At 36.0% G+C, this 22,649-nt stretch carries 22 protein-coding genes; 6 read left to right on the forward strand and 16 right to left on the reverse strand.

Annotated features, from left to right (window positions below; all coding sequences use genetic code 11):
- From DRF57_RS00440 to pdxA, 7 genes are all read right to left on the reverse strand, one after another.
- Entirely contained in the window at nucleotides 1–798 is a 798-nt protein-coding gene (locus tag DRF57_RS00440) for a DUF5672 family protein (protein ID WP_084085767.1), read from the reverse strand.
- Between the two features lie 2 nt (nucleotides 799–800).
- Nucleotides 801–2,051 carry an ornithine--oxo-acid transaminase gene (gene rocD, locus DRF57_RS00445; RefSeq protein WP_115916307.1) on the reverse strand — a complete coding sequence of 417 codons (1,251 nt, stop codon included), beginning with the start codon at nucleotides 2,049–2,051 and terminating at the stop codon, nucleotides 801–803.
- A gap of 352 nt (nucleotides 2,052–2,403) precedes the next feature.
- Nucleotides 2,404–3,759, reverse strand: coding sequence for an acetyl-CoA carboxylase biotin carboxylase subunit (gene accC, locus DRF57_RS00450; RefSeq protein ID WP_047385963.1), 1,356 nt, complete (start codon nucleotides 3,757–3,759; stop codon nucleotides 2,404–2,406).
- Nucleotides 3,760–3,857: 98 nt separating this feature from the next.
- Nucleotides 3,858–4,340, reverse strand: coding sequence for an acetyl-CoA carboxylase biotin carboxyl carrier protein (accB, locus tag DRF57_RS00455; protein ID WP_084085763.1), 483 nt, complete (start codon nucleotides 4,338–4,340; stop codon nucleotides 3,858–3,860).
- A gap of 125 nt (nucleotides 4,341–4,465) precedes the next feature.
- Nucleotides 4,466–4,669 carry a 50S ribosomal protein L32 gene (gene rpmF / locus DRF57_RS00460; protein WP_007843326.1) on the reverse strand — a complete coding sequence of 68 codons (204 nt, stop codon included), beginning with the start codon at nucleotides 4,667–4,669 and terminating at the stop codon, nucleotides 4,466–4,468.
- Nucleotides 4,670–4,736: 67 nt separating this feature from the next.
- Nucleotides 4,737–5,267, reverse strand: coding sequence for a YceD family protein (locus DRF57_RS00465; RefSeq protein ID WP_047488744.1), 531 nt, complete (start codon nucleotides 5,265–5,267; stop codon nucleotides 4,737–4,739).
- An 84-nt stretch (nucleotides 5,268–5,351) separates the two neighbouring features.
- Nucleotides 5,352–6,443 carry a 4-hydroxythreonine-4-phosphate dehydrogenase PdxA gene (gene pdxA, locus DRF57_RS00470; RefSeq protein ID WP_047488747.1) on the reverse strand — a complete coding sequence of 364 codons (1,092 nt, stop codon included), beginning with the start codon at nucleotides 6,441–6,443 and terminating at the stop codon, nucleotides 5,352–5,354.
- Nucleotides 6,444–6,491: 48 nt separating this feature from the next.
- On the opposite strand from pdxA, the gene DRF57_RS00475 reads away from it, so the two are divergent.
- Genes DRF57_RS00475 through DRF57_RS00485 form a run of 3 tightly spaced genes read left to right on the forward strand, consistent with a single transcriptional unit; the run spans nucleotide 6,492 to nucleotide 9,230 of the window.
- On the forward strand, nucleotides 6,492–7,076 hold the full coding sequence (locus tag DRF57_RS00475; RefSeq protein WP_047488750.1) for a riboflavin synthase: 585 nt from the start codon (nucleotides 6,492–6,494) through the stop codon (nucleotides 7,074–7,076).
- A gap of 1 nt (nucleotide 7,077) precedes the next feature.
- Nucleotides 7,078–8,532 (forward strand): sensor histidine kinase, encoded by a 1,455-nt coding sequence (locus DRF57_RS00480; protein WP_084085761.1) that lies wholly within the window; start codon nucleotides 7,078–7,080, stop codon nucleotides 8,530–8,532.
- Complete coding sequence (locus tag DRF57_RS00485; RefSeq protein ID WP_115916310.1) at nucleotides 8,532–9,230, forward strand: tRNA1(Val) (adenine(37)-N6)-methyltransferase; 699 nt, start codon at nucleotides 8,532–8,534, stop codon at nucleotides 9,228–9,230. The genes DRF57_RS00480 and DRF57_RS00485 overlap by 1 nt, the downstream gene beginning before the upstream one ends.
- A gap of 59 nt (nucleotides 9,231–9,289) precedes the next feature.
- Here DRF57_RS00485 and DRF57_RS00490 read toward each other — a convergent pair whose 3' ends face one another.
- Nucleotides 9,290–10,000, reverse strand: coding sequence for a cell division ATP-binding protein FtsE (locus tag DRF57_RS00490; RefSeq protein WP_047488760.1), 711 nt, complete (start codon nucleotides 9,998–10,000; stop codon nucleotides 9,290–9,292).
- 153 nt (nucleotides 10,001–10,153) lie between these two features.
- On the reverse strand, nucleotides 10,154–10,312 hold the full coding sequence (gene rpmH / locus DRF57_RS00495; protein WP_039365072.1) for a 50S ribosomal protein L34: 159 nt from the start codon (nucleotides 10,310–10,312) through the stop codon (nucleotides 10,154–10,156).
- A 236-nt stretch (nucleotides 10,313–10,548) separates the two neighbouring features.
- On the opposite strand from rpmH, the gene DRF57_RS00500 reads away from it, so the two are divergent.
- The gene (locus tag DRF57_RS00500) at nucleotides 10,549–11,565 is read left to right on the forward strand and encodes a DHH family phosphoesterase (protein ID WP_115916312.1); all 1,017 of its coding nucleotides are present in this window, start codon (nucleotides 10,549–10,551) and stop codon (nucleotides 11,563–11,565) included.
- Nucleotides 11,566–11,637: 72 nt separating this feature from the next.
- Complete coding sequence (locus tag DRF57_RS00505) at nucleotides 11,638–13,230, forward strand: T9SS-dependent choice-of-anchor J family protein (protein WP_115916314.1); 1,593 nt, start codon at nucleotides 11,638–11,640, stop codon at nucleotides 13,228–13,230.
- A 17-nt stretch (nucleotides 13,231–13,247) separates the two neighbouring features.
- On the opposite strand, the gene DRF57_RS00510 is transcribed toward DRF57_RS00505, so the two are convergent.
- From DRF57_RS00510 to tilS, 7 genes are all read right to left on the reverse strand, one after another.
- The gene (locus DRF57_RS00510) at nucleotides 13,248–14,060 is read right to left on the reverse strand and encodes a patatin-like phospholipase family protein (protein ID WP_047488770.1); all 813 of its coding nucleotides are present in this window, start codon (nucleotides 14,058–14,060) and stop codon (nucleotides 13,248–13,250) included.
- Between the two features lie 48 nt (nucleotides 14,061–14,108).
- A complete protein-coding gene (locus tag DRF57_RS00515) occupies nucleotides 14,109–14,930 on the reverse strand; it encodes a hypothetical protein (RefSeq protein WP_052188604.1) in 822 nt (273 codons plus the stop codon).
- A 6-nt stretch (nucleotides 14,931–14,936) separates the two neighbouring features.
- Complete coding sequence (locus tag DRF57_RS00520; protein WP_115916316.1) at nucleotides 14,937–15,719, reverse strand: alpha/beta fold hydrolase; 783 nt, start codon at nucleotides 15,717–15,719, stop codon at nucleotides 14,937–14,939.
- A gap of 105 nt (nucleotides 15,720–15,824) precedes the next feature.
- Nucleotides 15,825–16,343 (reverse strand): biopolymer transporter ExbD, encoded by a 519-nt coding sequence (locus DRF57_RS00525; protein WP_115916318.1) that lies wholly within the window; start codon nucleotides 16,341–16,343, stop codon nucleotides 15,825–15,827.
- Between the two features lie 197 nt (nucleotides 16,344–16,540).
- The gene (locus tag DRF57_RS00530; RefSeq protein WP_115916320.1) at nucleotides 16,541–18,079 is read right to left on the reverse strand and encodes a T9SS type A sorting domain-containing protein; all 1,539 of its coding nucleotides are present in this window, start codon (nucleotides 18,077–18,079) and stop codon (nucleotides 16,541–16,543) included.
- 149 nt (nucleotides 18,080–18,228) lie between these two features.
- The gene (locus DRF57_RS00535) at nucleotides 18,229–20,295 is read right to left on the reverse strand and encodes a protein-disulfide reductase DsbD family protein (protein WP_115916322.1); all 2,067 of its coding nucleotides are present in this window, start codon (nucleotides 20,293–20,295) and stop codon (nucleotides 18,229–18,231) included.
- The gene (tilS, locus tag DRF57_RS00540) at nucleotides 20,285–21,634 is read right to left on the reverse strand and encodes a tRNA lysidine(34) synthetase TilS (protein WP_115916324.1); all 1,350 of its coding nucleotides are present in this window, start codon (nucleotides 21,632–21,634) and stop codon (nucleotides 20,285–20,287) included. The genes DRF57_RS00535 and tilS overlap by 11 nt, the downstream gene beginning before the upstream one ends.
- Before the next feature lie 87 nt (nucleotides 21,635–21,721).
- Between tilS and DRF57_RS00545 the strand changes: the two genes are divergently transcribed.
- Nucleotides 21,722–22,555: an OmpA family protein gene (locus tag DRF57_RS00545; RefSeq protein WP_047488785.1), complete on the forward strand. Its 834-nt coding sequence runs from the start codon at nucleotides 21,722–21,724 to the stop codon at nucleotides 22,553–22,555.
- Nucleotides 22,556–22,649 lie beyond the last annotated feature (94 nt).

Below are 22,649 nucleotides of genomic sequence, written 5' to 3' on the forward strand. Positions count from 1 at the left end.
TTATATTGAATATCCTGCTTTAGAGAAATAAGGTCTCCAGAAATCTTTCTCCTTATTCCATCTATGGCAGCCAAAAGGAAGTTCTCCTTTATTGATGTTCATTGCTTTCTCCTGTTTGTTCTCAATAGAGAAGAGACAGGCTTCTTTATAATTAGGTTTAGAAAAAATTATACCATTTCTTTCAGGTTCGATACTAAAAAACACATCTTCGGCATAAAATTGCCCTGTATTTTCAGGTTTTAAATAAATTTTTACTACCTCCGGAATGCTTTCAAGAACTTCTATAAACTTTTCTCTCTTTCTTAAAGACAGGCCTCCATTCCCTACAGCATTATAAAGAAGAGATTTGTTTTTTTGCCATTTTCCATTCCCTTTAAAGTTGGTTATTTCTTTAAACTTGGCAATAGTTTTATCAAAAAATAATTTAAAAAAAGGAATATGTTCTGAACTCCGTATCCAGGGAGCCCCAATATAATCGTAGTTTTTTTTACACCAATTTATAAGATCATCTTTAAATACAAAACAGTCAGATTGATAAATTAGTATATATTTTTCTGAAAAACTTTTATAAAAATTTACATTCATCATGAGCTGATTATATCCAAAAATATTTTTGAAATAATGGTCATCAAAACTAATGAATGAAGCATTAAAATCTTTATAGGCATCAAGAGAAAGACTTTTAGGATGTATAAAAGTGATTTTGTAACTTCCTAAAATATGAAATACCTGACTGAATGAAATCAAATCATCACGATCAGGTATCTCTTTATATATTGGAATAATAATATCTACCAAAGTTATTTTGAATATTCTAATACTGTTTTTTCAATGATCTTCACGCAATCCAGTAATTGTTCTTCTGTAATTACCAATGGTGGTGCAAGTCTTATGATATTGCCATGTGTTGGTTTTGCCAATAGTCCGTTTTCTTTTAATTGTAAGCAAAGGTTCCATGCTGTAGAGCTTTCAGGACCATCATTGATCAGAATGGCATTCAAAAGACCTTTTCCTCTTACTTTTGTAATAAGGTCTGTCTTTTCAATCAGCTTTTCGATCTCGGCTCTGAAAACCTGTCCCAGATGTTCTGCTCTTTCAGATAATTTTTCATCAGCTACTACATCTAAAGCGGCTACTGCTACTGCACAGGCAATTGGGTTTCCTCCAAATGTGGAGCCATGCTGGCCGGGCTTAATGACATTCATAATGCTGTCATTTGCTAAAACAGCAGATACCGGGTACATTCCTCCGGAAAGAGCCTTTCCTAGGATCAGAATATCCGGCTGCACATTTTCATGATGACATGCGATGAGCTTTCCTGTTCTTGCAATTCCGGTTTGTACTTCATCTGCAATAAAAAGAACATTGTGCTTTTTACATACTTCAGAAGCATTTTTAAGGAAATTTTCATCCGGTACATATACTCCCGCCTCTCCCTGAATAGGCTCTACTAAAAATGCTGCAATATTTCCAGCCTCTCTGTTCAGAACTTCTTCCAGTGCGGCAACGTCGTTGTAAGGAATTTTGATAAACCCAGGTGTAAAAGGACCATAATTCTGATTAGCATCCGGATCATTAGAGAAAGAAACAATTGTAGTGGTTCTTCCGTGGAAATTATTTTCACAAACAATGATTTTGGCTGCATTTTCTGAAATACCTTTTACCTCATAACTCCATTTTCTGGCAAGCTTTACGGCTGTTTCCACAGCTTCAGCTCCCGAATTCATAGGAAGTACTTTATCAAATCCAAAAAGACTAGTGATTTTTTCCTCGTATTCTCCTAATCTTGAGTTATAGAAAGCTCGTGAAGTTAGCGCCAGTTTTTGAGCCTGTTCTACTAAAGCTTCCACAATTTTAGGATGAGAATGTCCTTGGTTCACAGCAGAATATGCTGAAAGAAAATCATAGTACCTCTTGCCTTCTACATCCCAAACGAAAACACCTTCTCCGCGCTCCAGAACTACTGGAAGAGGATGATAATTGTGGGCTCCATGTTTGTCTTCAAGGTCAATGAAATACTGTGAGTTTTTTGTTTTTTCTGCTGTTGACATATATTTTGCTTTTTGGCAAATTTAAGCAATATTAATGAGATGAATAAATATTAGGATAATATGCTGCGTGGTAATAATTAAAAGCATATTTTGACGCTCATTGAGGTGTTTTAAAGGGGAATCTACCTTCACATATTCACGGTTTCTATCAATAGCCTGAAATTGGTCGGAGACTTTGAATCTTTCTTATAAAGAATAAGCCAGGATCCTCAGGAAAAAGAACGTATAAATTTCTGCAAAAAACAATTGAGAAGTATTATCCTACATTAATGAGTGTACACAAATTATTTATTTAAAATAAAAAAACTGCCCCAAATTAAGAGGCAGTTCATAATATATTTCTAAAATAATCTTAGTGATTATCGTATTTTCTATCCATTACAAAATCTTCCATGAATTTTGTAGTATAGTTTCCTGCTAGATAATCTTCATTATCCATCAATTGTCTGTGGAAAGGAATAGTGGTTTTTACTCCTTCAATATAGAATTCTTCCAGTGCACGTCTCATTTTAGCAATCGCTTCCTCACGGGTCTGAGCCGTAGTGATAAGCTTAGCAATCATAGAGTCATAATTAGATGGAATACTATATCCGGAATAAACGTGAGTATCTACTCTGATTCCATGTCCGCCAGGGATGTTTAATCCTGTGATTTTTCCCGGAGATGGTCTGAAGTCAGCATAAGGATCTTCTGCATTGATTCTACATTCGATTGAATGTAATTTAGGATAATAGTTGATTCCTGAAATAGGAGTTCCTGCTGCAAGAAGAATTTGTTCTCTGATCAGGTCATAATCAATTACCTGCTCAGTGATAGGGTGTTCTACCTGGATTCTTGTATTCATTTCCATGAAATAGAAATTTCTGTGCTTGTCTACAAGGAATTCAATAGTTCCCACACCTTCGTATCCAATAAATTCGGCAGCTTTTACAGCAGCATCACCCATTTTTTCACGAAGTTCATCTGTCATGAACGGAGAAGGAGTTTCTTCAGTTAATTTCTGATTTCTTCTCTGTACAGAACAGTCTCTTTCAGAAAGGTGGCAAGCTTTACCGAACTGGTCACCTGCTACCTGAATTTCAATATGTCTAGGTTCTTCAATCAGTTTTTCCATGTACATACCTCCGTTTCCGAAGGCAGCCACAGCTTCCTGAATTGCAGACTCCCAGTGATCTTTAAGGTCTTCAGCTTTCCAAACGGCTCTCATCCCTTTTCCACCACCACCTGCTGTTGCTTTGATCATTACCGGATATCCCGTTTCTTCAGCAACTTTTACAGCATGCTCATAAGATTCGATTAAACCGTCAGAACCAGGTACACATGGTACACCTGCTGCTTTCATGGTAGCCTTAGCATTAGCCTTATCTCCCATTTTTTCGATTTGCTCAGGAGAAGCACCAATAAATTTGATGCCGTTTTTCTGACAAATTCTTGAAAAGTTAGCATTTTCAGATAAGAATCCGTAACCAGGGTGAATGGCATCTGCATTGGTAATTTCTGCAGCAGCAATAATATTAGGGATTTTAAGATATGAGTCTTTACTCATTGCAGGACCAATACAAACGGCTTCATCAGCAAATCTTACATGAAGACTGTCTTTGTCAGCAGTAGAGTATACTGCTACAGTTTTGATTCCCATTTCTTTGCACGTACGTAAAATACGCATTGCAATTTCGCCACGATTGGCTATTAATATTTTTTTGAACATCTTCTTCAATTTGAAAATTAGATAATTTGAAAATTAGATAATGTTATTTTAATGTAGAATTTAATCTAACATCTAATGTCTAACATCTAACTTCTAAATTAAGATGGATCTACTAGGAATAATGGTTGGTCATACTCTACAGGAGTAGCATCGTCTACTAAAATTTTAACGATTTTTCCACTGATCTCAGAGTCAATCTGGTTAAATAATTTCATAGCTTCAATGACACAAACTACTTTACCAGCAGAAACTTCATCACCTACATTTACAAATACATCTTTATCAGGAGATGGTTTTCTATAGAAAGTTCCGATCATTGGAGACTTGATCGTTACATATTTACTGTCATCAGAAGCAGCCTCAGCTTTTTCAGAAGGTGCAGCAGCTGGAGTTGCAACAGGTGCCGGAGCCGCCGCTGCTTGTGGTGCAGTATGGTAAACTGCAGGCTGTGCATATACAGCATCGCTTCCAGCTAATGGAGTTTTAATAGTGATTTCGAAATCTTTAGTTTTGTATTTTACTTCTGAAACCTCAGCCTTAGATACAAACTTAATAAGATTTTGTATGTCTTTAATGTCCATAAATTTGATATTTGATTTTGGGTCAAAGATACCAAAAAAACGTAAAAAACAATAAAAAACCGCCTAATTTTATTAAAATTGGGCGGTTTTTGTATTAAAATGAGGTTTTTTTGAAAATCCCTCGATTAGTTTTCTTCAGTAGTTGCTACTTCTTTTTCCAATACTACTTTACCTCTGTAGTAAAGTTTTCCTTCATGCCAGTGAGCTCTGTGGTAAAGGTGAAGCTCTCCTGTTGTTGCATCTTTAGCCAATTGAGGAACTACAGCTTTGTAGTGAGTTCTTCTCTTATCTCTTCTTGTGGACGACTGTCTTCTCTTTGGATGTGCCATTTTGTAATAACTTTTTTAATTGATGAGCGATGAGATTCATCATCTCATCATATTTAAATTATTTTATTTAATTTTTATCTTTTAATTTTTTTAATGCTTCCCATCTAGGGTCACTTTCATGTTCTTCCTCTTCAGCTTCTTCAATTTCTTTGGGGCTGAATTGGTCCAGTACTTTAAGATCTTCATCACTTACATTAGGTGAAATCTTTTTCATCGGAATGGATAGCATTACATTTTCGTATATCAAATGCGCTACATTGAAAGCATGCTCTCCGGAAGGAATGGTAATAACATCTTCATTGCTATCATCATATTCTTCTCCGAAATTTACCAGGATCTTGATCTCATTCTCAATAGAATAGTCAAAGTCTTCATTTGTGATATCACAAACCAGCTCAACTAATCCATGGATTTTAATCTCAAATTCTAAGAAAGTAGTGTGCTTATCCAGTAAGACATTCACTGCTATTCTAGGATTTGTAAATTCCTGCTCAGTTTCAAATAATTGAAAGAACGTTTTATCGATCTCAAACTTGAACTCGTGTTTTCCGTTTTTAAGTCCGGAAAAGCTTACGTCATAGTTTCTTAACTTGTCCATAAAATGAGTGTGCAAAAATATGCATTTTTTTTATAATAACAAATAAAATCTAAAACAAATTAATTTAAAACTTATTTTAGAGATTTAAGCTTCAGTTTCATCTGGAAGATCTTCATCTACTCCGTTGTCTGAAACCATTTTTCTAGGCTGCAGACGATTACTCATCAATTCGCTGTATTCATTTCTGTTTTTGAAAACACTAATGGCAGTGAAAATAGCTTCGGTAAAACTCTGTTCATCCGCAATATTTTTCCCCGCAATATCGTAAGCAACTCCATGATCCGGAGATGTTCTTATAAAAGGAAGTCCTGCTGTATAGTTGACGCCCTCTTCATACGCTAATGTTTTGAACGGAGCTAATCCCTGATCGTGATACATCGCTAAAACGGCATCGAAGTTCTTGTATTTACTCGGCTGAAAGAAGCTGTCGGCAGGAAAAGGTCCGAATGCTAATACTCCGTTATCAGAAAGTTCCTTAATCGCTGGAGCAATGATTTCAATTTCCTCATTTCCTATTACACCACCATCTCCTGCATGGGGATTAAGTCCCAAAACAGCAATTTTAGGTTTTTGAACCCGAAAATCTTCAATCAGTGTTTGGTTTAATACTCTGATTTGTTTTTTTATTTTCTCTTTAGAAATGTTTTCTGCAATTTTAGCAATAGGGATGTGGTGGGTAGACACCGCTACTTTTAAATCTTCAGTGACCAGGAACATGAGTCCCTTTTTACTGAATTTTTCTTCAAAGTATCCAGTGTGTCCTGTGTGTTTGAATCCCATTTTCACCATTTCATCCTTATTGATAGGAGCGGTTACCAAAACATCAATATCTCCTTTCATTAATGCCTCTGTAGCTGCTTCCAAAGAATCAATGGCCATTTTTGTGGATTCTTCTGTAGGAACTCCTAATTCTACATTCACATTCTCCTTCGTCAGATTCACCATATTAAGTTTTCCTTCCTGGGCTTGGGAAGCTTCGTTAACATAGTTGAAGTTAAGATTAAGCTTGAAAATATTTTTCTGATAAGTGAATAGCTTTCCCGAACCAAAAATTACAGGGGTGAAAAAATCCGTAATGGTTTTGTCTTTCAGAGACTTCATAATGATCTCTGGTCCTATGCCGTTGAAATCACCGATTGAAATTCCTACTCGTACTTTATGGTTTTTTGGGCTCATTTTGATTATCTTTGAAGATTATAATTTACAAATTTAGCAAAAAATAATATGTTCACAGGAATTATTGAAGCAGTTGGCGTTATTGAGAAGATTGAAGAAAAAGGAAGCAATATAGATTTTACTTTAACTTGCCCTTTTACAAACGAACTTAAAATTGATCAGAGTCTGGCTCATAATGGCTGTTGTCTTACTGTTGTTGAGATTAAAGATAATCAATATGTTGTTACGGCCATCAATGAAACTTTAGAGAAAACCAATCTTGGAAAATGGGAACTGGGGACTGTGGTTAATCTTGAACGCTGCATGAAAATGGACGGAAGGCTAGATGGCCATATTGTTCAGGGACACGTAGATAAAACAGGAGAAGTAGTCAATATTGAAAATAAAGACGGAAGCTATTTTATTACCATTAAGTATGAAGCAGATGGTAATTTTGTTACAGTTCCACAGGGATCAATCACTGTAAACGGAATCAGTCTTACTGTTGCAAAAAGTGAAGATTCACAGTTTTCTATAGCAATTATTCCTTATACCTGGGAATTTACGAATATGAACCATTTAAAAATAGGGGATCAGGTAAATTTAGAATTTGACATCATTGGTAAGTATATTGCTAGGTTAATTAAAAGATAGGATGTCAATAAATAAGTATAAAGGATATAGCTTAAGGAACCGGGTGTTTTTCGGTTTCCTGTTGGTATGCTTTTTAAGTGTTGTGGCAACTTCGCTTGTTCCGTACTTTGTTTTAAGGAATAATTCTTTACAGCAGAGTAATATTGACATGCAGGAGAAAACCAATGCCGTTATGAGGTATCTGGACTATGCTGTTAGCCGGACACTTGTGACAACAGAAGATCTGCCGAAAGTTTTAGGCAATAAAATTTTTGAAATAGCAGATATTAACCAACATGATATTATTATTTATGATTTGAAAGGGAATTATGTGCTTTCCAATAAAGATGAGAGTCTGGTTGAGCAGAAAACGATTCCTATAGAAATCATCAATAAAATCTTATCTACAGATGCCAGGGTAGACCTAACCAGATATGATGCTTCTAAAGATGCCAAGCTTACTTCTTCCTATCTTCTTTTGAAAAATAATGAGCTTGAACCTGTAGGGGTGGTTTATATTCCTTTATATCATAATGTATCTGCTTACCTTGATGTTCTTCATCAATATGTTAAATACATCCTTTTAGTAGATATATTCCTTATCCTTTTTAGTATCTGGATTAGCTGGGTGACGTCTAACAGTCTTGCAAAAACAATTACCAAGTTTTCAGATATGATTACCCGTATTACATTGTTTGAAAATGAAATGCGGCCCATAAGATACTATAAAAATGATGAGCTTAATGCTTTGGCCAGAGCTTATAACAGAATGATTTTGCAGATTCAGGATCAAAAAGAAAGACTTCGTTTCAAAGCATCGGAAGAAGCCTGGAGAGAAATGGCAAAGCAGGTTGCCCATGAGGTGAAGAACCCTCTTACTCCTATGAAGCTTACCATCCAGAATTTTGAAAGGAAATTTGATCCGGAAGATCCAAACATCAAGGAAAGAGTAAAACAGATGAGTAAAACAGTAGTGGATCAAATTGACCTGATTGCTACGGTTGCTTCTGCTTTCTCGGAATTTGCAAAACTTCCTGAAAAAAATAATGAGGTGATCAACCTGAATACTGAAGTTGAAGATATTTTACGCGTTTTCAATGATGACAGTGTTTTTATGCATGCTAATAAAAATAATATCATGATCAGTATGGATAGGATTTACCTTTCCAGAATTATCACCAATCTTGTAACCAATGCTAAGCAGGCAGAAAGTGAAGATAGAAAATTAATTATTAATGTTGATGTAGAACAACATCAGAGAAGGGTTATGATCTCTGTTCAGGATAATGGGATAGGAATTCCTGATAATATGTATGAACGGATTTTTGAGCCTAATTTTACTTCTAAAAACAGTGGAATGGGACTTGGTTTATCTATGGTGAGAAAGATGATAGAAGACTATAAAGGGGAAATTTCCGTGAAATCTGAAGTAGGGAAAGGGTCGACATTTATTATTACACTGCCTACCAATTTATAGTGAAATCTTTTAAGTTTAAACAATTTGAAATTCAGCAGTCTGAAAACGTCTTTCGTGTAGGAACAGACGGGGTTTTGCTTGGTGTGCTGGCAGATGTTGAGAATGCATCGAACGTGCTGGAAATCGGGACGGGAACCGGGCTGATTAGTTTAATGCTGGCACAGAGAAATCCTGAGGCTGTTTTTTTAGGATTGGATATTAATGAAGAGGCTGTGGCGCTTACAAAAGCAAATTTTGAAAATGCCCCTTTTCAGGCAAGACTCAGGAATATACATCAGGATTTTAAATCTTTCAATACAAAGGAATCATTTGATTTGATTGTTTCCAACCCTCCTTATTTTGAAGAATCTGTATCAGATAAAGATAAAATTGCACGCCAGACGGTAGAGTTGAACTTTAAGCAGCTTATAGGCCATGCTGCCGAACTTTTGTCTGAAAACGGGCTTTTATCTGTGATTATTCCCAGTGAAGCCGGAGAGGTATTCACTTCGATTGCGAAAGAAAATTCTTTGTTTTTAAACCGTAGAGTCAATATTACAGGAATTGAAAATTCAAAAGTTAAAAGATTGGTTCTTGAATTCTCATTACAGGAAAAAAAACTTGAAGAATCTGATTTTATTATAGAAAAAAGTCCGAGACAATACTCGGACCAATATCTTGAACTCACCAAAGAGTTTCATATTTTTAATAGAAGGTAAAGGTTAGAAATTAGATACTGACTATTCAGCTTATATTTAATCCTTTACTCTTTCAAGCCTTATTCAAATAGCTCAGCGGTGTCCAGTACGGAAACTTTCCCGTCTTCACATCGGATTGCTTCGCCCGGGAAGTTCTGGATCATATGATAATCATGTGTTGCCATTACTACTGCGGCTCCATTTTCAAGGGCTACCTGCTTTAGTAAAGTCATAATTTCATTAGAGGTTTCCGGATCCAGGTTTCCTGTTGGCTCATCCGCCAGGATAAGGTCCGGGTGATTCAGTAAAGCTCTTGCAATGGCAATACGCTGCTGTTCTCCTCCGGAAAGCTCGTGTGGCATTTTATGCTTTTTACTTTTCATGTTCACGCTTCCCAATACCTCATTGATACGGTCTTCCATTTTTACTTTATCATTCCATCCTGTAGCTTCAAGGACGAATTTTAAGTTCTTTTCAACAGTTCTGTCTGAAAGTAACTGGAAATCCTGGAATACAATTCCTAATTTTCTTCTAAGGTTTGGAATGTCAGAAGGTTTTAGCTTTGCCAGCTCAAATCCAACAACAGATCCATGCCCTGATGCTAATGGAATATGACCGTAAAGGGTTTTTAAAAGTGAGCTTTTTCCGGAACCTGTTTTTCCGATAAGATAGCAGAATCTACCTTTCTTAATGTTAAGATTTACATCAGTAAGAACAGTGAAGTTTTTTTGTGCAATCTTTGCATGCTGCAAACTTATGATATTGTCTCCGGAGATATTTGTATGTGGCATAATTTAATTTTAAAGGCTGTTTTCTAACAAAATTTTTCAACTTTTAAAAATAGAAAAAGAAGTTTATACAACCTAAATTTTAGTAAATTTTAACAACAAAAAATGCCTGAAAAAGATCTTTTCAAGCATGATTTGTATATGATAAGGTAGAAATTATCTCTTAGCGCGTGCAGCACTTACAGTTAAACTCTTTCTGCCTTTAGCTCTTCTCGCAGCCAAAACTCTTCTTCCATTTGGCGTAGACATTCTTTCTCTGAAACCGTGTTTGTTTCTTCTTTTTCTTTCTGATGGCTGGAATGTTCTTTTACTCATTACTATATATTTAAATCGTAATTAATCTATTTATTTTCAGGTTGCAAAGATATAGAAATTTTTATAAGCTACAAATTTTCACTATCTTTTTTTAAAATTATTTGAAATGTTTTTTAATCAGAAACTTACAAATCCCTAATCAGAAACGAAATTCTGTGTGCAAAAATAATATTTAAATGATTTATATAAAAGCTTTATCTTTGAAAACTTTAATTTTAACGAAAATAAACACAACGATGTTTACACCAGCAGAACTTTTAGAAATCAATACATTACTTAAACCTGAAAACAAAATAGTTATTCTTACCCACTATAACCCGGATGGAGATGCTATTGGTTCCAGTCTGGGATTGAAACATTATCTGAAAGCCAAAGGGATTCTTGCTGAAGTGATTGTTCCTAATGATTTTCCGAAATTTTTAAAGTGGATGCCGGAATCTAAAAAAGTAATCATTGCTGAATACAAGAAAAAGCTGGCTTCCGATATGATTGCTGGAGCTGACGTGATTTTCTGTCTGGATTTTAATGCTCCATCAAGAATTGGCCTATTGGGAGACTGGTTGGTTAAAGCACAGGGTAAAAAAATTCTTATTGACCATCACCAGCAGCCTGAACAATTTGATTATGTATATTCTGATACGGTCATTCCGGCTACCTCACAGATGATCTATCATTTTATCGAAGTGATGGATGATGAAAAACTGGTGGATCAGGATGTTGCAGAATGTCTTTATACAGGTATTATGACTGATACAGGTGGTTTCCGTTTTCGTTCTACAAGCGCTGCTACGCATAGAATAATAGCTAATCTTATAGAAAAAGGGGCAGACCCTGCAATGATAACTTCCAATACGTGGGATACCAATACGGTTTCCCGTCTTCATTTACTGGCTTTAATCCTGGGGAGAATAGAAGTAGTGAATGAGGGTACGGTAGCTGTTTTAAGCCTTACGAGAAACGAACTTAAAGAATATGGTTTCCAAAAAGGGGATACAGAAGGATTTGTAAATTACGGACTAAGTATTGCCGGAGTGAAAATGGCCGCATTTTTTATGGAAGACCTTTATGAGAATTTCATTAAAATTTCTTTCAGAAGTAAGGATGATGTAGATGTAAATCAGTTTTCCAGAAAATACTTTAGCGGTGGCGGGCATATTAATGCTGCAGGTGGAAAATCTTACGATTCATTGGCGGGAACTATTGAAAATTTCAAGCAATACATTGGAAAGGAAGAATTTTTAAATATGAAATAATTAAATAATAGTTTGTTTTTAATTTGGATTTATTGTACTTTAGGAAAGTAAATCACTAAAAAACAAACCATTATGAAAACAAAATTACTAGCATTCTTGCTTGCATTGCCGCTTTTTGCCAATGCACAATTTTCTCAAAACTTTGATGCAGGGACTACAACACCTGCAGGTTGGTCTGTCATTAACGGCGGAGATCTCAATGGATTTATCTTTGGTCCCGGAGCTCCGAGAAGTGTGTATTCATTACCCAATGCTGCACAAATTAATTATTCGGCTTCCGCACATGACGACTATTTAGTAACACCTGCAATTACTGTAACAGCAGGTGTTAATGACAGATTAACTTATTTTGTAAAAAATCAGGATCCTAACTATGTGGAAAGCTATGCTGTTAAATTATCCACCACAACGGCTACGGCAGCAGCGTTTACCACTGTCCTTACTCCGGTTGCTCTGGCACCTAATAAATGGACTTTCTTCTCTGTAGATTTATCAGCCTATGTAGGACAAACAGTATATCTGGGTTTCCAGGCTACTTCTGCAGATATGTTCAGGCTGTTGTTTGATAATATAAACAGTGATACTGCTCCTACTGCTGTTCCTAACTGTGCTGCATTGGTATCCCCAAGCAATGGACAGACAGGCGTAAATCCAAATGCAGCAACATTGACATGGTCAGCACCAACTTCTGGCGCTGCAGTAGACAGCTATGAGGTATATCTTGATACCAATCCAAACCCTACAACTTTAGTTCCAAGCAGCTATTTATTTGCTGATTTTAATAATCTGCTAGGGAATACCACTTATTATTGGAAAGTGGTGGCGAAAAATGCTGCAGGTGTAGCGGTTGCATGCCAGACGAATAGTTTTGTAACAGGAGATTCATTTGCTCCTTATTGCTTTGGAAACCTACTATTCACCAGCGGAGTGGAGCCTATTACTTCAGTTCAGTTCAGTAATATGACCAATACTTCCTCGGAGGCATTAACAAGCTCTTCTCATGAAAATTTTGCCAATAAAGTAGCCTCTGTAGAACAGGGAGGAACTTATCCGATTACATTTAAAGGAAATACAGATGGTAATAATGCTACTAAGATTGTAGTATATATTGACTGGAACCAGGATGGAGATTTCTTAGATGCGGGAGAAGTGTATTTCGGTACTGCCGGTACTGCGGTAACGATAACGAATTCTACAGGTATAGATGCTATAACAGCAACTGGAAACATCGCTGTTCCTGCCACTGCTACATTAGGAAAAACAAGAATGAGAGTGAAAAAGAATTATGCAACCGGAACAACATTTTATTTAAGTCCTTGTTATTCTTCAGGGGGAACTCTTGCCGCTGTTTCAGGAACCAGTGGCTATGGCCAGGCTGAAGATTACAGTGTTATGGTAGTTCCTACAGGAACGCTTGCCGTTAATGAAACTAAGGCCAAATCAGCCCTTGCCGTCTATCCGAATCCTATGAAAGATATTTTGAATATTGCTACAGCTGATAAGAAAATAACAGAGGTAACGTTCTATTCTGCTGAAGGTAGATTAGTGAAATCTGTTAAAGAAAATATTTCCGCTGTTAATACGGATGATTTGAAATCAGGAGTGTATGTGGTAAAAGTAAAAACATCAGATTCTGAACAGACGTTCAAAGTGATTAAAGAATAGTAAATAACTGATTCATATTATAAGCTCTCAATCTGAGAGCTTTTTTTATACCCTTTTTCTTCTAATTCAATACATGTATATTCATAGACCTGCTGAAACATTTCGTCCATGTATTTCTTATTAAAAAGGCTGAACTTTGTCATCTTGGGAGGGTCTAAAAATATATTGCAGTATTTCACTTTAGAATAAACGGATTTTGCAATGGCTAAGTGAAGTATGCGGTCAAATTCTTTCATCAGACTCATCTTTTTTAATTCATCATAGCTTATTGAATTCACATGGGAGGCGATCAGGAAATCACATTTATTCACAATAGGCTCAATGGGTAGGTTGTCCAAAACACCACCGTCTACATAGATTTTGTCTCCTATTCTTACAGGAGGAAGGATGAAAGGTACGCTAGATGAAGCCAGCAAAGGGCCAAAAAGTTCTCCTTCAGAGAAAAAATCAACAATACCATGGGTCATTTCCGTGGCAGTGACATAAACCGGTATTTTTAAAATATTGAAATTATCTTCGGGAAAATAATCTTTAAAAAGTTTTAAAATAAAATTGGAACTGAAAATTCCATTTTTTGACAGCTTCAGAGATGACCTTGAAAAAAAAGAAGTATGTTTGACGATTTCCATCATCTCATCAGGTGTCTTTCCAAAAGAATAGAAAGCGCCTATAATAGAGCCGGCACTGGTTCCGGAAATAATTTGTGGTTTCAGATTATATTCTTCCAGGGCCTTCAGAACGGCAATATGTGCAATCCCACGCATTCCTCCGCCTGAAAGAGTAAGGCCGATAACTGGTGGTTTCTTTTTTTTGAACGAGAATAAACCCATTGCGTCAATTATGCTTTACTAATATACAGGATTTTTTATAAATGCTGATTATGGCTCATCACAGTCAGCATCTATCTTGATGAAAAGGGATTCGAATTCTTGATTCATCCTGCCATCATGTGAGGGGCTCTGGATTTCACCGTTCATACAGTTTCCCCATCCAAAGGTAATCAGGTCTATGGCAGCATAATCCTTTTTGTCCGGTGAATTGAGGTGTTCGTTAAACAGGTTGATAATTCTTTCCGGATCTGCATTCATTTTACTCATCTGTTCTCTCAGTTTTTTCCATTCCGAAAACATCTGTTCATCCGTTGAGTTTAAGGCAGTGGTAAAATTCCGGCATTTGTTACCGGTATTACTTTTTAGAAGTATTGATGGATCAGAATAAGCTGCTATCCGCAATTTTTCCATTTCATACTTTTGTAGAAGTGATTCATATTGCAGCTTTTTTATATTTTGCCAATAGGGTACATTGACGACTGTAAGATGCTCGAGAAAAGCTTTTTTCTCAGCAAAATCCTTATCTAATTTTGCCAGGATTTTGGCATTATCACGTCTTATTTCCGTAAGGTCCTGAAGACTAAATACAGATGGAGTATCAAGCATGATTCCTCTCAGGTCAAACCACAGTGTATAGGCTCCTTTAATTTCTTCTTCAGTGTATTTATTGGCATCAAAATATCCCTTGCTGGTGCATAGATCGGTTACGAAATTGAAAACCTGCTGATTGGGTTTTGTGGGTACCGTATCGCTTTTTTTCGTTGTTTGAACAGTAAGAGAGTCGGCAGGAATCTTGTCGGTAGAAATTTGTTTTTCTTTTTTACAGCTTAATAATGTAAGAAAGAAAATCGTGTATATAGCGGATTTCATAGATTTTTAAAATACAAGCTTTTTAGGGAGGTTATGTAAAAGCTCAGTGTTGATAATTTCTGCACAGATACCTGGTTTTTCCCAGTGGCCATTGTGACCACAGTCTAATACATAAGATTTTATATTGGTTCTGTCCGGAAGGTTTTTAATGGTGATATCTGTTTTTACAGCATTGTCATGTTTACCTGCCAGTACCAGTATTTTAGCCTCCAGGTTTTCCATGATGTGTTTTTTGTCTGTTCTTTCTACCATCCCTTTTACGCAGGCCAATGCTCCTAAATTGTTCGTGGAAAGAGCTGTTGCAAGGGCCACTTCAATTTTGCCTTCAAGGATATCTTTTTCATTTGGGTTGAATAAATTGGGAATTCCCGCTCTTGCATAATGGGCAAATGCGTCCTTAATGATTCTGTAGCTTTTTATACGCTGTTGTTTTTTCTCTTCATCATCCGGGAAATAAGTAGAGAAGAACAACGTCAAACTTTTTAAAGAATCGGGATATTTCTCGGCAAAAGCCAATGAAGTATAACCTCCCATAGAATGTCCCAATAGGTGTACTTTTTCTAAATTCTGATGATCCAAAACTTTTTTTACCTCCTCTGCCATCAGTTCCATGGTGTGAACTTCACCCAGAATTTCAGATTGTCCATGACCGGGCAGATCAATTTTTAAAAGTGAAAAATCTTTGGAAAGATGAGGCTCCATATCACTCCATATAGAGAGGTTTTCCATAAAACCATGAAGGAGTACTAAAGTTTCTTTTCCGTTTCCTTTTTTTTCAAAGTTCAGCATGATATCAAAATTATAAAAGGTTAAAATAAGGCAGAGGATCTCCAGGAAACTCCTGCTGATTCAAATGTAAACAAAAAAGAGCATTTTTAAAATGCTCTTTCTCTTTTATTGAACTAAGTCTTTATAAACCTTTGTTTCCCAAGGTTTGATATCTGCAACGCCATAACGCTCTTTTTTTGCAATAGCAAGGTTGTCAAGCATATCTACAAAATTTTTATAATTGGCTTCATCAGTCGGTTTGATAATGACGGTGAAGTTTTGAGGTTTAGGAGCATTTTTGTATGCCTCAGCAATGATTTTTGAAATTTTTATCCCACTGAAATCGGTCTCTTTCAGGTTGTTTGTATTTAAATCTGTTGCATTGCTCTGATGATAAAATACCCGGTTGTCTTTTCCAAGAATAAATGTCACCTGATTTTCCTGGTCCATTACGATAGGCCCTGAAGGGGGATCTCCTTTTGCCGGAAGTCCCAGATCCATGACATTGGGTTTTGTAAAATTGGTAGTGAACATAAAGAAAGTAATCAATAGAAATCCCAAATCTACCATGGGAGTCATATCAACTCTTATTAATTTCTTTTTTTGCTTGCCGCCTTGTTTTTCTTGTGCGATTACTTCAGCCATAATTAATACTTTAAATGTTAAACGGTATTTGATGAAAACTTTTAAAACCCGATCGTAGTTTGGTTGAATTCATACAAAGTTTATACCTAAATTTCTTAAATGTTATGAATTTGCAAAAATTAATTATTATTTGGCACGAAAAAGCCTTATGGTATTTCAATTTCATAAGGCTTTAAGATTTTTTAACTATATGACGTTTATTTCTTTAGAATTAGTTTTTCATTTAAAATGATTTTTCCCTTATTTTCAATTTGAATCATATAAATTCCCGGAATTAGCTGAGAGGTATTTATTATTACTTTGTCTTCATGATAATTTTTAGACAATAGCTTTCTTCCGGATGTATCTGTAATGGTTACAACTGATCCATCTGGGAGATTCCTGATATTAATGAACTCTTTGGCAGGATTAGGAAAGAAAGATATAGATTGGTTGGCTTTAGCTTCCGCGGTAGCCAATGTTGTGGTAGGCATAAGTTTTACAATCCAGAAGTCTGAAAAACCATCTGAATGATTTCCTGAAACGTCTCCGTCATTAGAGTCTGTATTACCTGCAAGAATAAATCCTCCATCTGCTGTTTCTATTGCTGAATTCAGTTGGTCTGTAGCACTTCCACCTAAGCTTTTCTCCCATATAATACTGCCTGTTGCATTAAGTTTGGCAACATAGAAGTTGTCTGTGAGGTCTGTTGAGCTCGTTGTAGTTCCCCCAATAAGATAGCCGTTATCTGATGTTAATTCAACAGATGAAGCTCCATCATAACCGGTTCCGCTGAGAAACTGTTTCCATTGAATATCTCCGGTATTGTTAAGTTTAAAAATCCAAATGTTGGGTGAATTAGTATTTCCTGTAGCATCCCCGTCTGTAGAATTACTGTTCCCTGCTACAATATATCCACCGTCTATGGTTTGCTTTATTGCGGTAGCGTAATCATCATGACTGCCCCCTATCTTTTTTTGCCATTGTAGATCTCCGGACGAATTTAATTTCATGATCAGACAGTCGCTATAAGAAATGCCTCCGATTATGCTGTTTGTACTGCCGGCTACGATATAACCTCCTTCTGTAGTTTGCTGGATGGAGTAGGCGTAGTCTTTACTATTGCTACCATAAGATTTTTGCCACTGCAGATTTCCGGTTTGATCCAGTTTGATGATCCAGAAATCTTCCTCTCCATATGCAACGGTAACATCTCCGTTTGAAGAATTGGTATAGCCTGCGATGACATAGCCGTTATCAGTAGTTTGTTGAATGGAATAAGCCTGTTCAACAATATCTCCTCCAAAAGTTTTTTCCCACTGAATATTCCCCGATGAATCAAGCTTTACAATCCAATAATCAAAACTCCCGTGACTTCCTGTAACATCTCCATCTGATGAAGCAGCTGTGCCTGCGATAATATAGCCGCCATCATTTGTCTGTTGGATGGAGTTTGCTTCCTCAATACTGTTGCCTCCCAATGATTTTTGCCATTGTATCCCTCCCGAGCTGTTCAGTTTTACAATCCAATAATCAGTCATATAGAGTTGACCACCGGAGTGATTTCCTGTGACATCTCCATCGGTGGAACTTGAATGTCCTGCAACAATATAACCTCCATCGGTAGTGTGCTTGATTGACTTTGCCCATTCTAGATTGCTTCCTCCCAGTGATTTTTGCCACTGGATATTGGGTGCTTGGGCATACATTGAAATAGAGCAGCCTAAGGCTGCCAGAATGTAAAATAACTTTTTCATTTGCGTTTAATTTAGAATTGTTTTCTAAATATATTGAAAAAGACTTTACTTAATGAAACAAGTTAGTAAGTGTTGATCTATTTCTAATAAGTGTAAAAAAAAGCCTTACCAATAGAATTGATAAGGCTTAGTCTATTATAAAGTAGTATCTATTTAGTCTTCTTGAAAAAATCTACTCCGCATTCTAAGAATTTTTTGAAATCCTCTTTTGGCATATATCCGGAAACAGGGGTATTGATCACTTTTCCGTCAGGAGTTATTAAAACATAGTGAGGCTGAGAGTTATTATTAAAGTTAACCTGTTGGAATAAGCTCCATCTGTCACCAATTGTTTTTACTTTTTTAATCTGTCCTTCTCCAAGGTCTATTTTAGTTTTTTGATCTTCAGGAAGCTCTTCTTTATCATCTACATATAAAGAAGCTAATACTACGTCATTTTGTAATATTGGTAGAATATCCGGTTCACTCCAGACAAATTCTTCCATTTTTCTACAGTTTTCGCAACCGTATCCTGTGAAGTCAATTAAGATTGGTTTGTTTTCCTTTTTGGCAATTTCAATAGCTTTGAAAAAGTCATGCTCCGGATGCATTCCTAAAATCCCATCTTTTTCATCGTGGAAATAGCTAACATTCAATGGAGGTAAAATACCACTTAGCACCTGAAGTTTAGGACGCTCAGAAGGAATTAATCCCTGGATCAGATAAATGACAAATCCAAAACCTAATACCCCAAGGATCTTTCTGGTGATAGAGATCTTTGGTTTTTTATCATCATGCGGGAATTTGATCAGCCCGAATAAATATAAAGCAAGCCCTAGAGCAATAATGATCCAGATGGCAATGAAAAGCTCTCTTTTTAAGAAGAAAGTTTTAGAAACCAAATCCGCCTTGGATAAGAATTTTAAAGCTAATGCCAATTCTACGAATCCTAAAACAACTTTCACGGTATTCATCCATCCTCCTGATTTTGGAAGACTTTGTAAGGCTTGTGGGAATAAAGCCAATAGTCCAAATACAATGGCCCAAGCCAACCCAAATCCTGCTAATGCAAAAGTCAGCAGCATAGGAACATTGGAAGATCCTGTTACCGCACTTCCCAGTAAACTTCCTAAAATAGGTCCTGTACAAGAGAAAGAAACGATCACCAGTGTAAGTGCCATAAAGAAGATTCCGATGATCCCTCCGGCTTCTTCTGCTTTAGAAGATTTATTGGCAATAGAACTTGGTAATGTAATATCATAATACCCGAAGAAACTTCCGGCAAAGAAAATAAAGATGATAAAGAAGGCAATATTCAGCCATACACTTGTAGAAATCTCATTGAAGATATTTCCGGCAATCCCGTCAATAATATGGAAAGGAATACTTAATAAGACAAAAATAAGAAGAATGAAAAATCCGTAGATAATGGCATCTCTTTTTCCTTTTGCTTTATCTTTACTTCCTTTGGTAAAGAAGGAAACCGTTAGTGGAATCATAGGGAAAACACAAGGTGTTAACAAGGCAATTAAACCTCCGATGAATCCTAAGAACAGGTAGGTCCAGTAATTTTCTTCTATTTTTGTAGACGCTGTACCACAGTCAGTTAATGGGTTTTTGAAATCTAATGTTTCAATTTTCAGCTGTTTAGGGTCTAATTTTGAAACTTCTGAAACGGTAACTTCCTGTTTTGGAGCATTCTCAGTAACTGTTTCAACGGTTTTTACTGAGTCTTTTACTGCCAGAGGTGTTTCTTCAACAGCCTCTTCAGTAGCCCCTTTTGGAGTTACTTTTTGGTTAAATTCTAAAGTATTGGGAGCTAAACAAACCCTGTCGTCACAAGTCTGATACGTAATCTCCGAAGTAACATCTGCAGGTTTTGCAGGATCTTTTAATTTGAACTTCTGTTTGAAGCCGGCTGAATTGGAATAGAAAACAATAGTTCCTCCAAAAGCCTCAGAAAATTCTTCATGCTTTTTACCGACCTCGGTAAATTTTCCGATCAGTTCGATATTTTTTCCTGAAACTTTATACTCAGTTGGAATTCCGGTGTCTTCCGGTAAATCTTTTGAGTAAATATGCCAGCCTTTTTCCATGGTGGCATTCAAAACCGCTTCATACTGGTTATTTCCCAGATCGTTGATGGTGAATTTAAACTTTACAGGATTTTTTATCTGTGCATTAATTCCTGTCGCTAAAAATAGTAGAATTAATAAAAACCAATTTCTAAATTTCATTTTTCGTTTCATTAAAAATTTTGAGACTCCATTTTGTTTTCTCATCCTTTGTATATTTTCTGTCCTGTCTGAGAGGAAGTATTCCAAGTACGGAATTATTGCTGTCAGCCAGTATCCAAATTTTTTGCCTCGCTAAAATAGATAATTTTTCGTCCCTAAAAAATTTAGAAACTTTCTTTTTTCCTGAAAACCCGATAGGATAAAATTCATCACCATCCTGCTGCTTTCTCAGGCGTAGTGGAAACTGAAGTTTTTCAGCATCAAAATCCCATTCAAAATCCTTATTGATTCCATCAATCTCTTCAATAGTGTTTTTGAGGTCAAGATTGATTTGATCTTCAGAAAAATTAAAATGATCAATCAGGATAATTTCATCGGTAGACTTCTGCTCTTTATTTCGGTCAATAAATATCAATTCGTCACGGTTGATGACCAGTTGGTATTCTTTTGAAAAAAAAGAACTGTTGTTTTCAGCTGTGAAAATCTTAGGGATTTCTTCTTCCTGAGTAAATCCATATTTCTTTAAAATTTCAAACTTTACGAAATCGCTTTCCTGATCCAGCTTTTCCTTTGATAAGATTTTATAGTCTTGGTTAAATAAGGAAAGCTTATTTTCTATTTCTTCAACCTGTTTTCGAACAAAATCTTTAGTTTGATTCAGGTAGAAAGAACTCTTTTTAAAGTTTTCCAAAAAGTGATCATTAGTCTCCATGAGTTGGGGAACGATTTCATTTCTGATCTTATTTCTTAAATAATCACTTTTTTTATTGGATAGATCCTCACGGAATTCAATATGGTTTTCCTCAGCAAACTGATAAATTTCTTTTTTGGAAAAAGTTAAGAGCGGACGGAGAATATGATTGTAGTGAGAAGGAATACCGCTCAGTCCATTAATACCAGCTGCTTTGGAAAGATTAATAATAAAAGTTTCCAGCTGATCGTTGAGGTGATGTGCGGTAACCAGAAATTCAAGCTTTTCCTGATTCTGAATTTCTTTAAAAAAATGATAGCGGAGTTCTCTTGCCCAAAGCTGAATAGAGTGGTCCGGTTTTTTATCTTTTTCAGAAACTTCATACAGATGAAACTTTATATGATTTTTCTCACAAAAATCCTGAACTACTTTCTGATCCAGATCAGAATCTTTACCACGAAGTTTATAATTGATGTGAGCGACCTGTATGTCACACTTTTTATCTTGCCCATTATCCCGCAAATCCTGAAATAATGAGGCCAGAACCATAGAATCTGCACCTCCGCTTACCGCCAGAAGGTAGGAGTGTTTTTCAGGTTGATCAACAAGGTTTTCTAATTGATTTTTAAAGCTTGGTTTTTTCAACATATACGTTGAGAATTTCTTTTATGCAAAGATAACCGATATAATTCAATTGAATTTTCCTAACTTTGATTGGTCTAAAAATGATTATTTATGAAGATTTTAAAAATTTTAGCAGTTTCTGCAATGGCGCTGGGTATGACATCTTGTGTAAGCAAGAAACAATACGATGCCCTGAGCACAAACTATAAGCAGTGTATTGAAAATATCGGAGAAAGACAAAGAGAAATTCAGGATTTGAAATCTCAGAATTCTGCATTGACAGGTGAGAATAGCCTACTGAAAAGCCAGCATGATGCGTTGAAATCATCACTGGATGCATGTCTTTCAAATACAGGAAAAAGCTCTGCGAACATCGATAAATTGGTAAGTGAAATCAACTCTTCAAATTCATACATCAAACAATTGATTTCAAACAATGCTAAAAATGACAGCTTGAATCTGGCGTTGTCTAACAAGCTGAAGAGATCTTTAGATAATGTATCTGATGAAGATGTACAGGTGAAAGTACTGAAAGGTGTAGTGATGATCTCACTTTCAGATAAAATGTTATACAAAACAGGGGATTACAATATCTTACCTGCAGCTCAGGAAGTACTTGGTAAAGTAGCAAAAGTAATCAATGATTATGATAAATATTCTGTACTGATAGAAGGTAACACAGATAATGCGCCATTAAACTCTCCAAATTTACCTAGAGATAACTGGGATCTTTCTGCATTGAGAGGAACTTCTGTAGCTAAAGTCCTTCAGACTCAGTTTGGAGTAGACCCTGCGAGAATGACCGCGGGAGGACGTTCTGAATATAATCCTAAAGCTACAAACATGAGTGTTTCCGGTAGAGGTGAAAACAGAAGAACAGAAATCATCATTATGCCTAAGCTTGATGAATTTATGAAGCTGATGGATATCGCTCCAAAGAAATAATTAAATCAATTATAACATAACAGTAAATCCCGAAGAAATTCGGGATTTATTTTTTTATATACCAAGTTCATCTTCTATCAAAAGTAGATGGTGT

Origin of the sequence: Chryseobacterium rhizosphaerae (genome assembly GCF_003385455.1) — a bacterium.
In the GTDB taxonomy this organism is placed as follows: domain Bacteria; phylum Bacteroidota; class Bacteroidia; order Flavobacteriales; family Weeksellaceae; genus Chryseobacterium; species Chryseobacterium rhizosphaerae.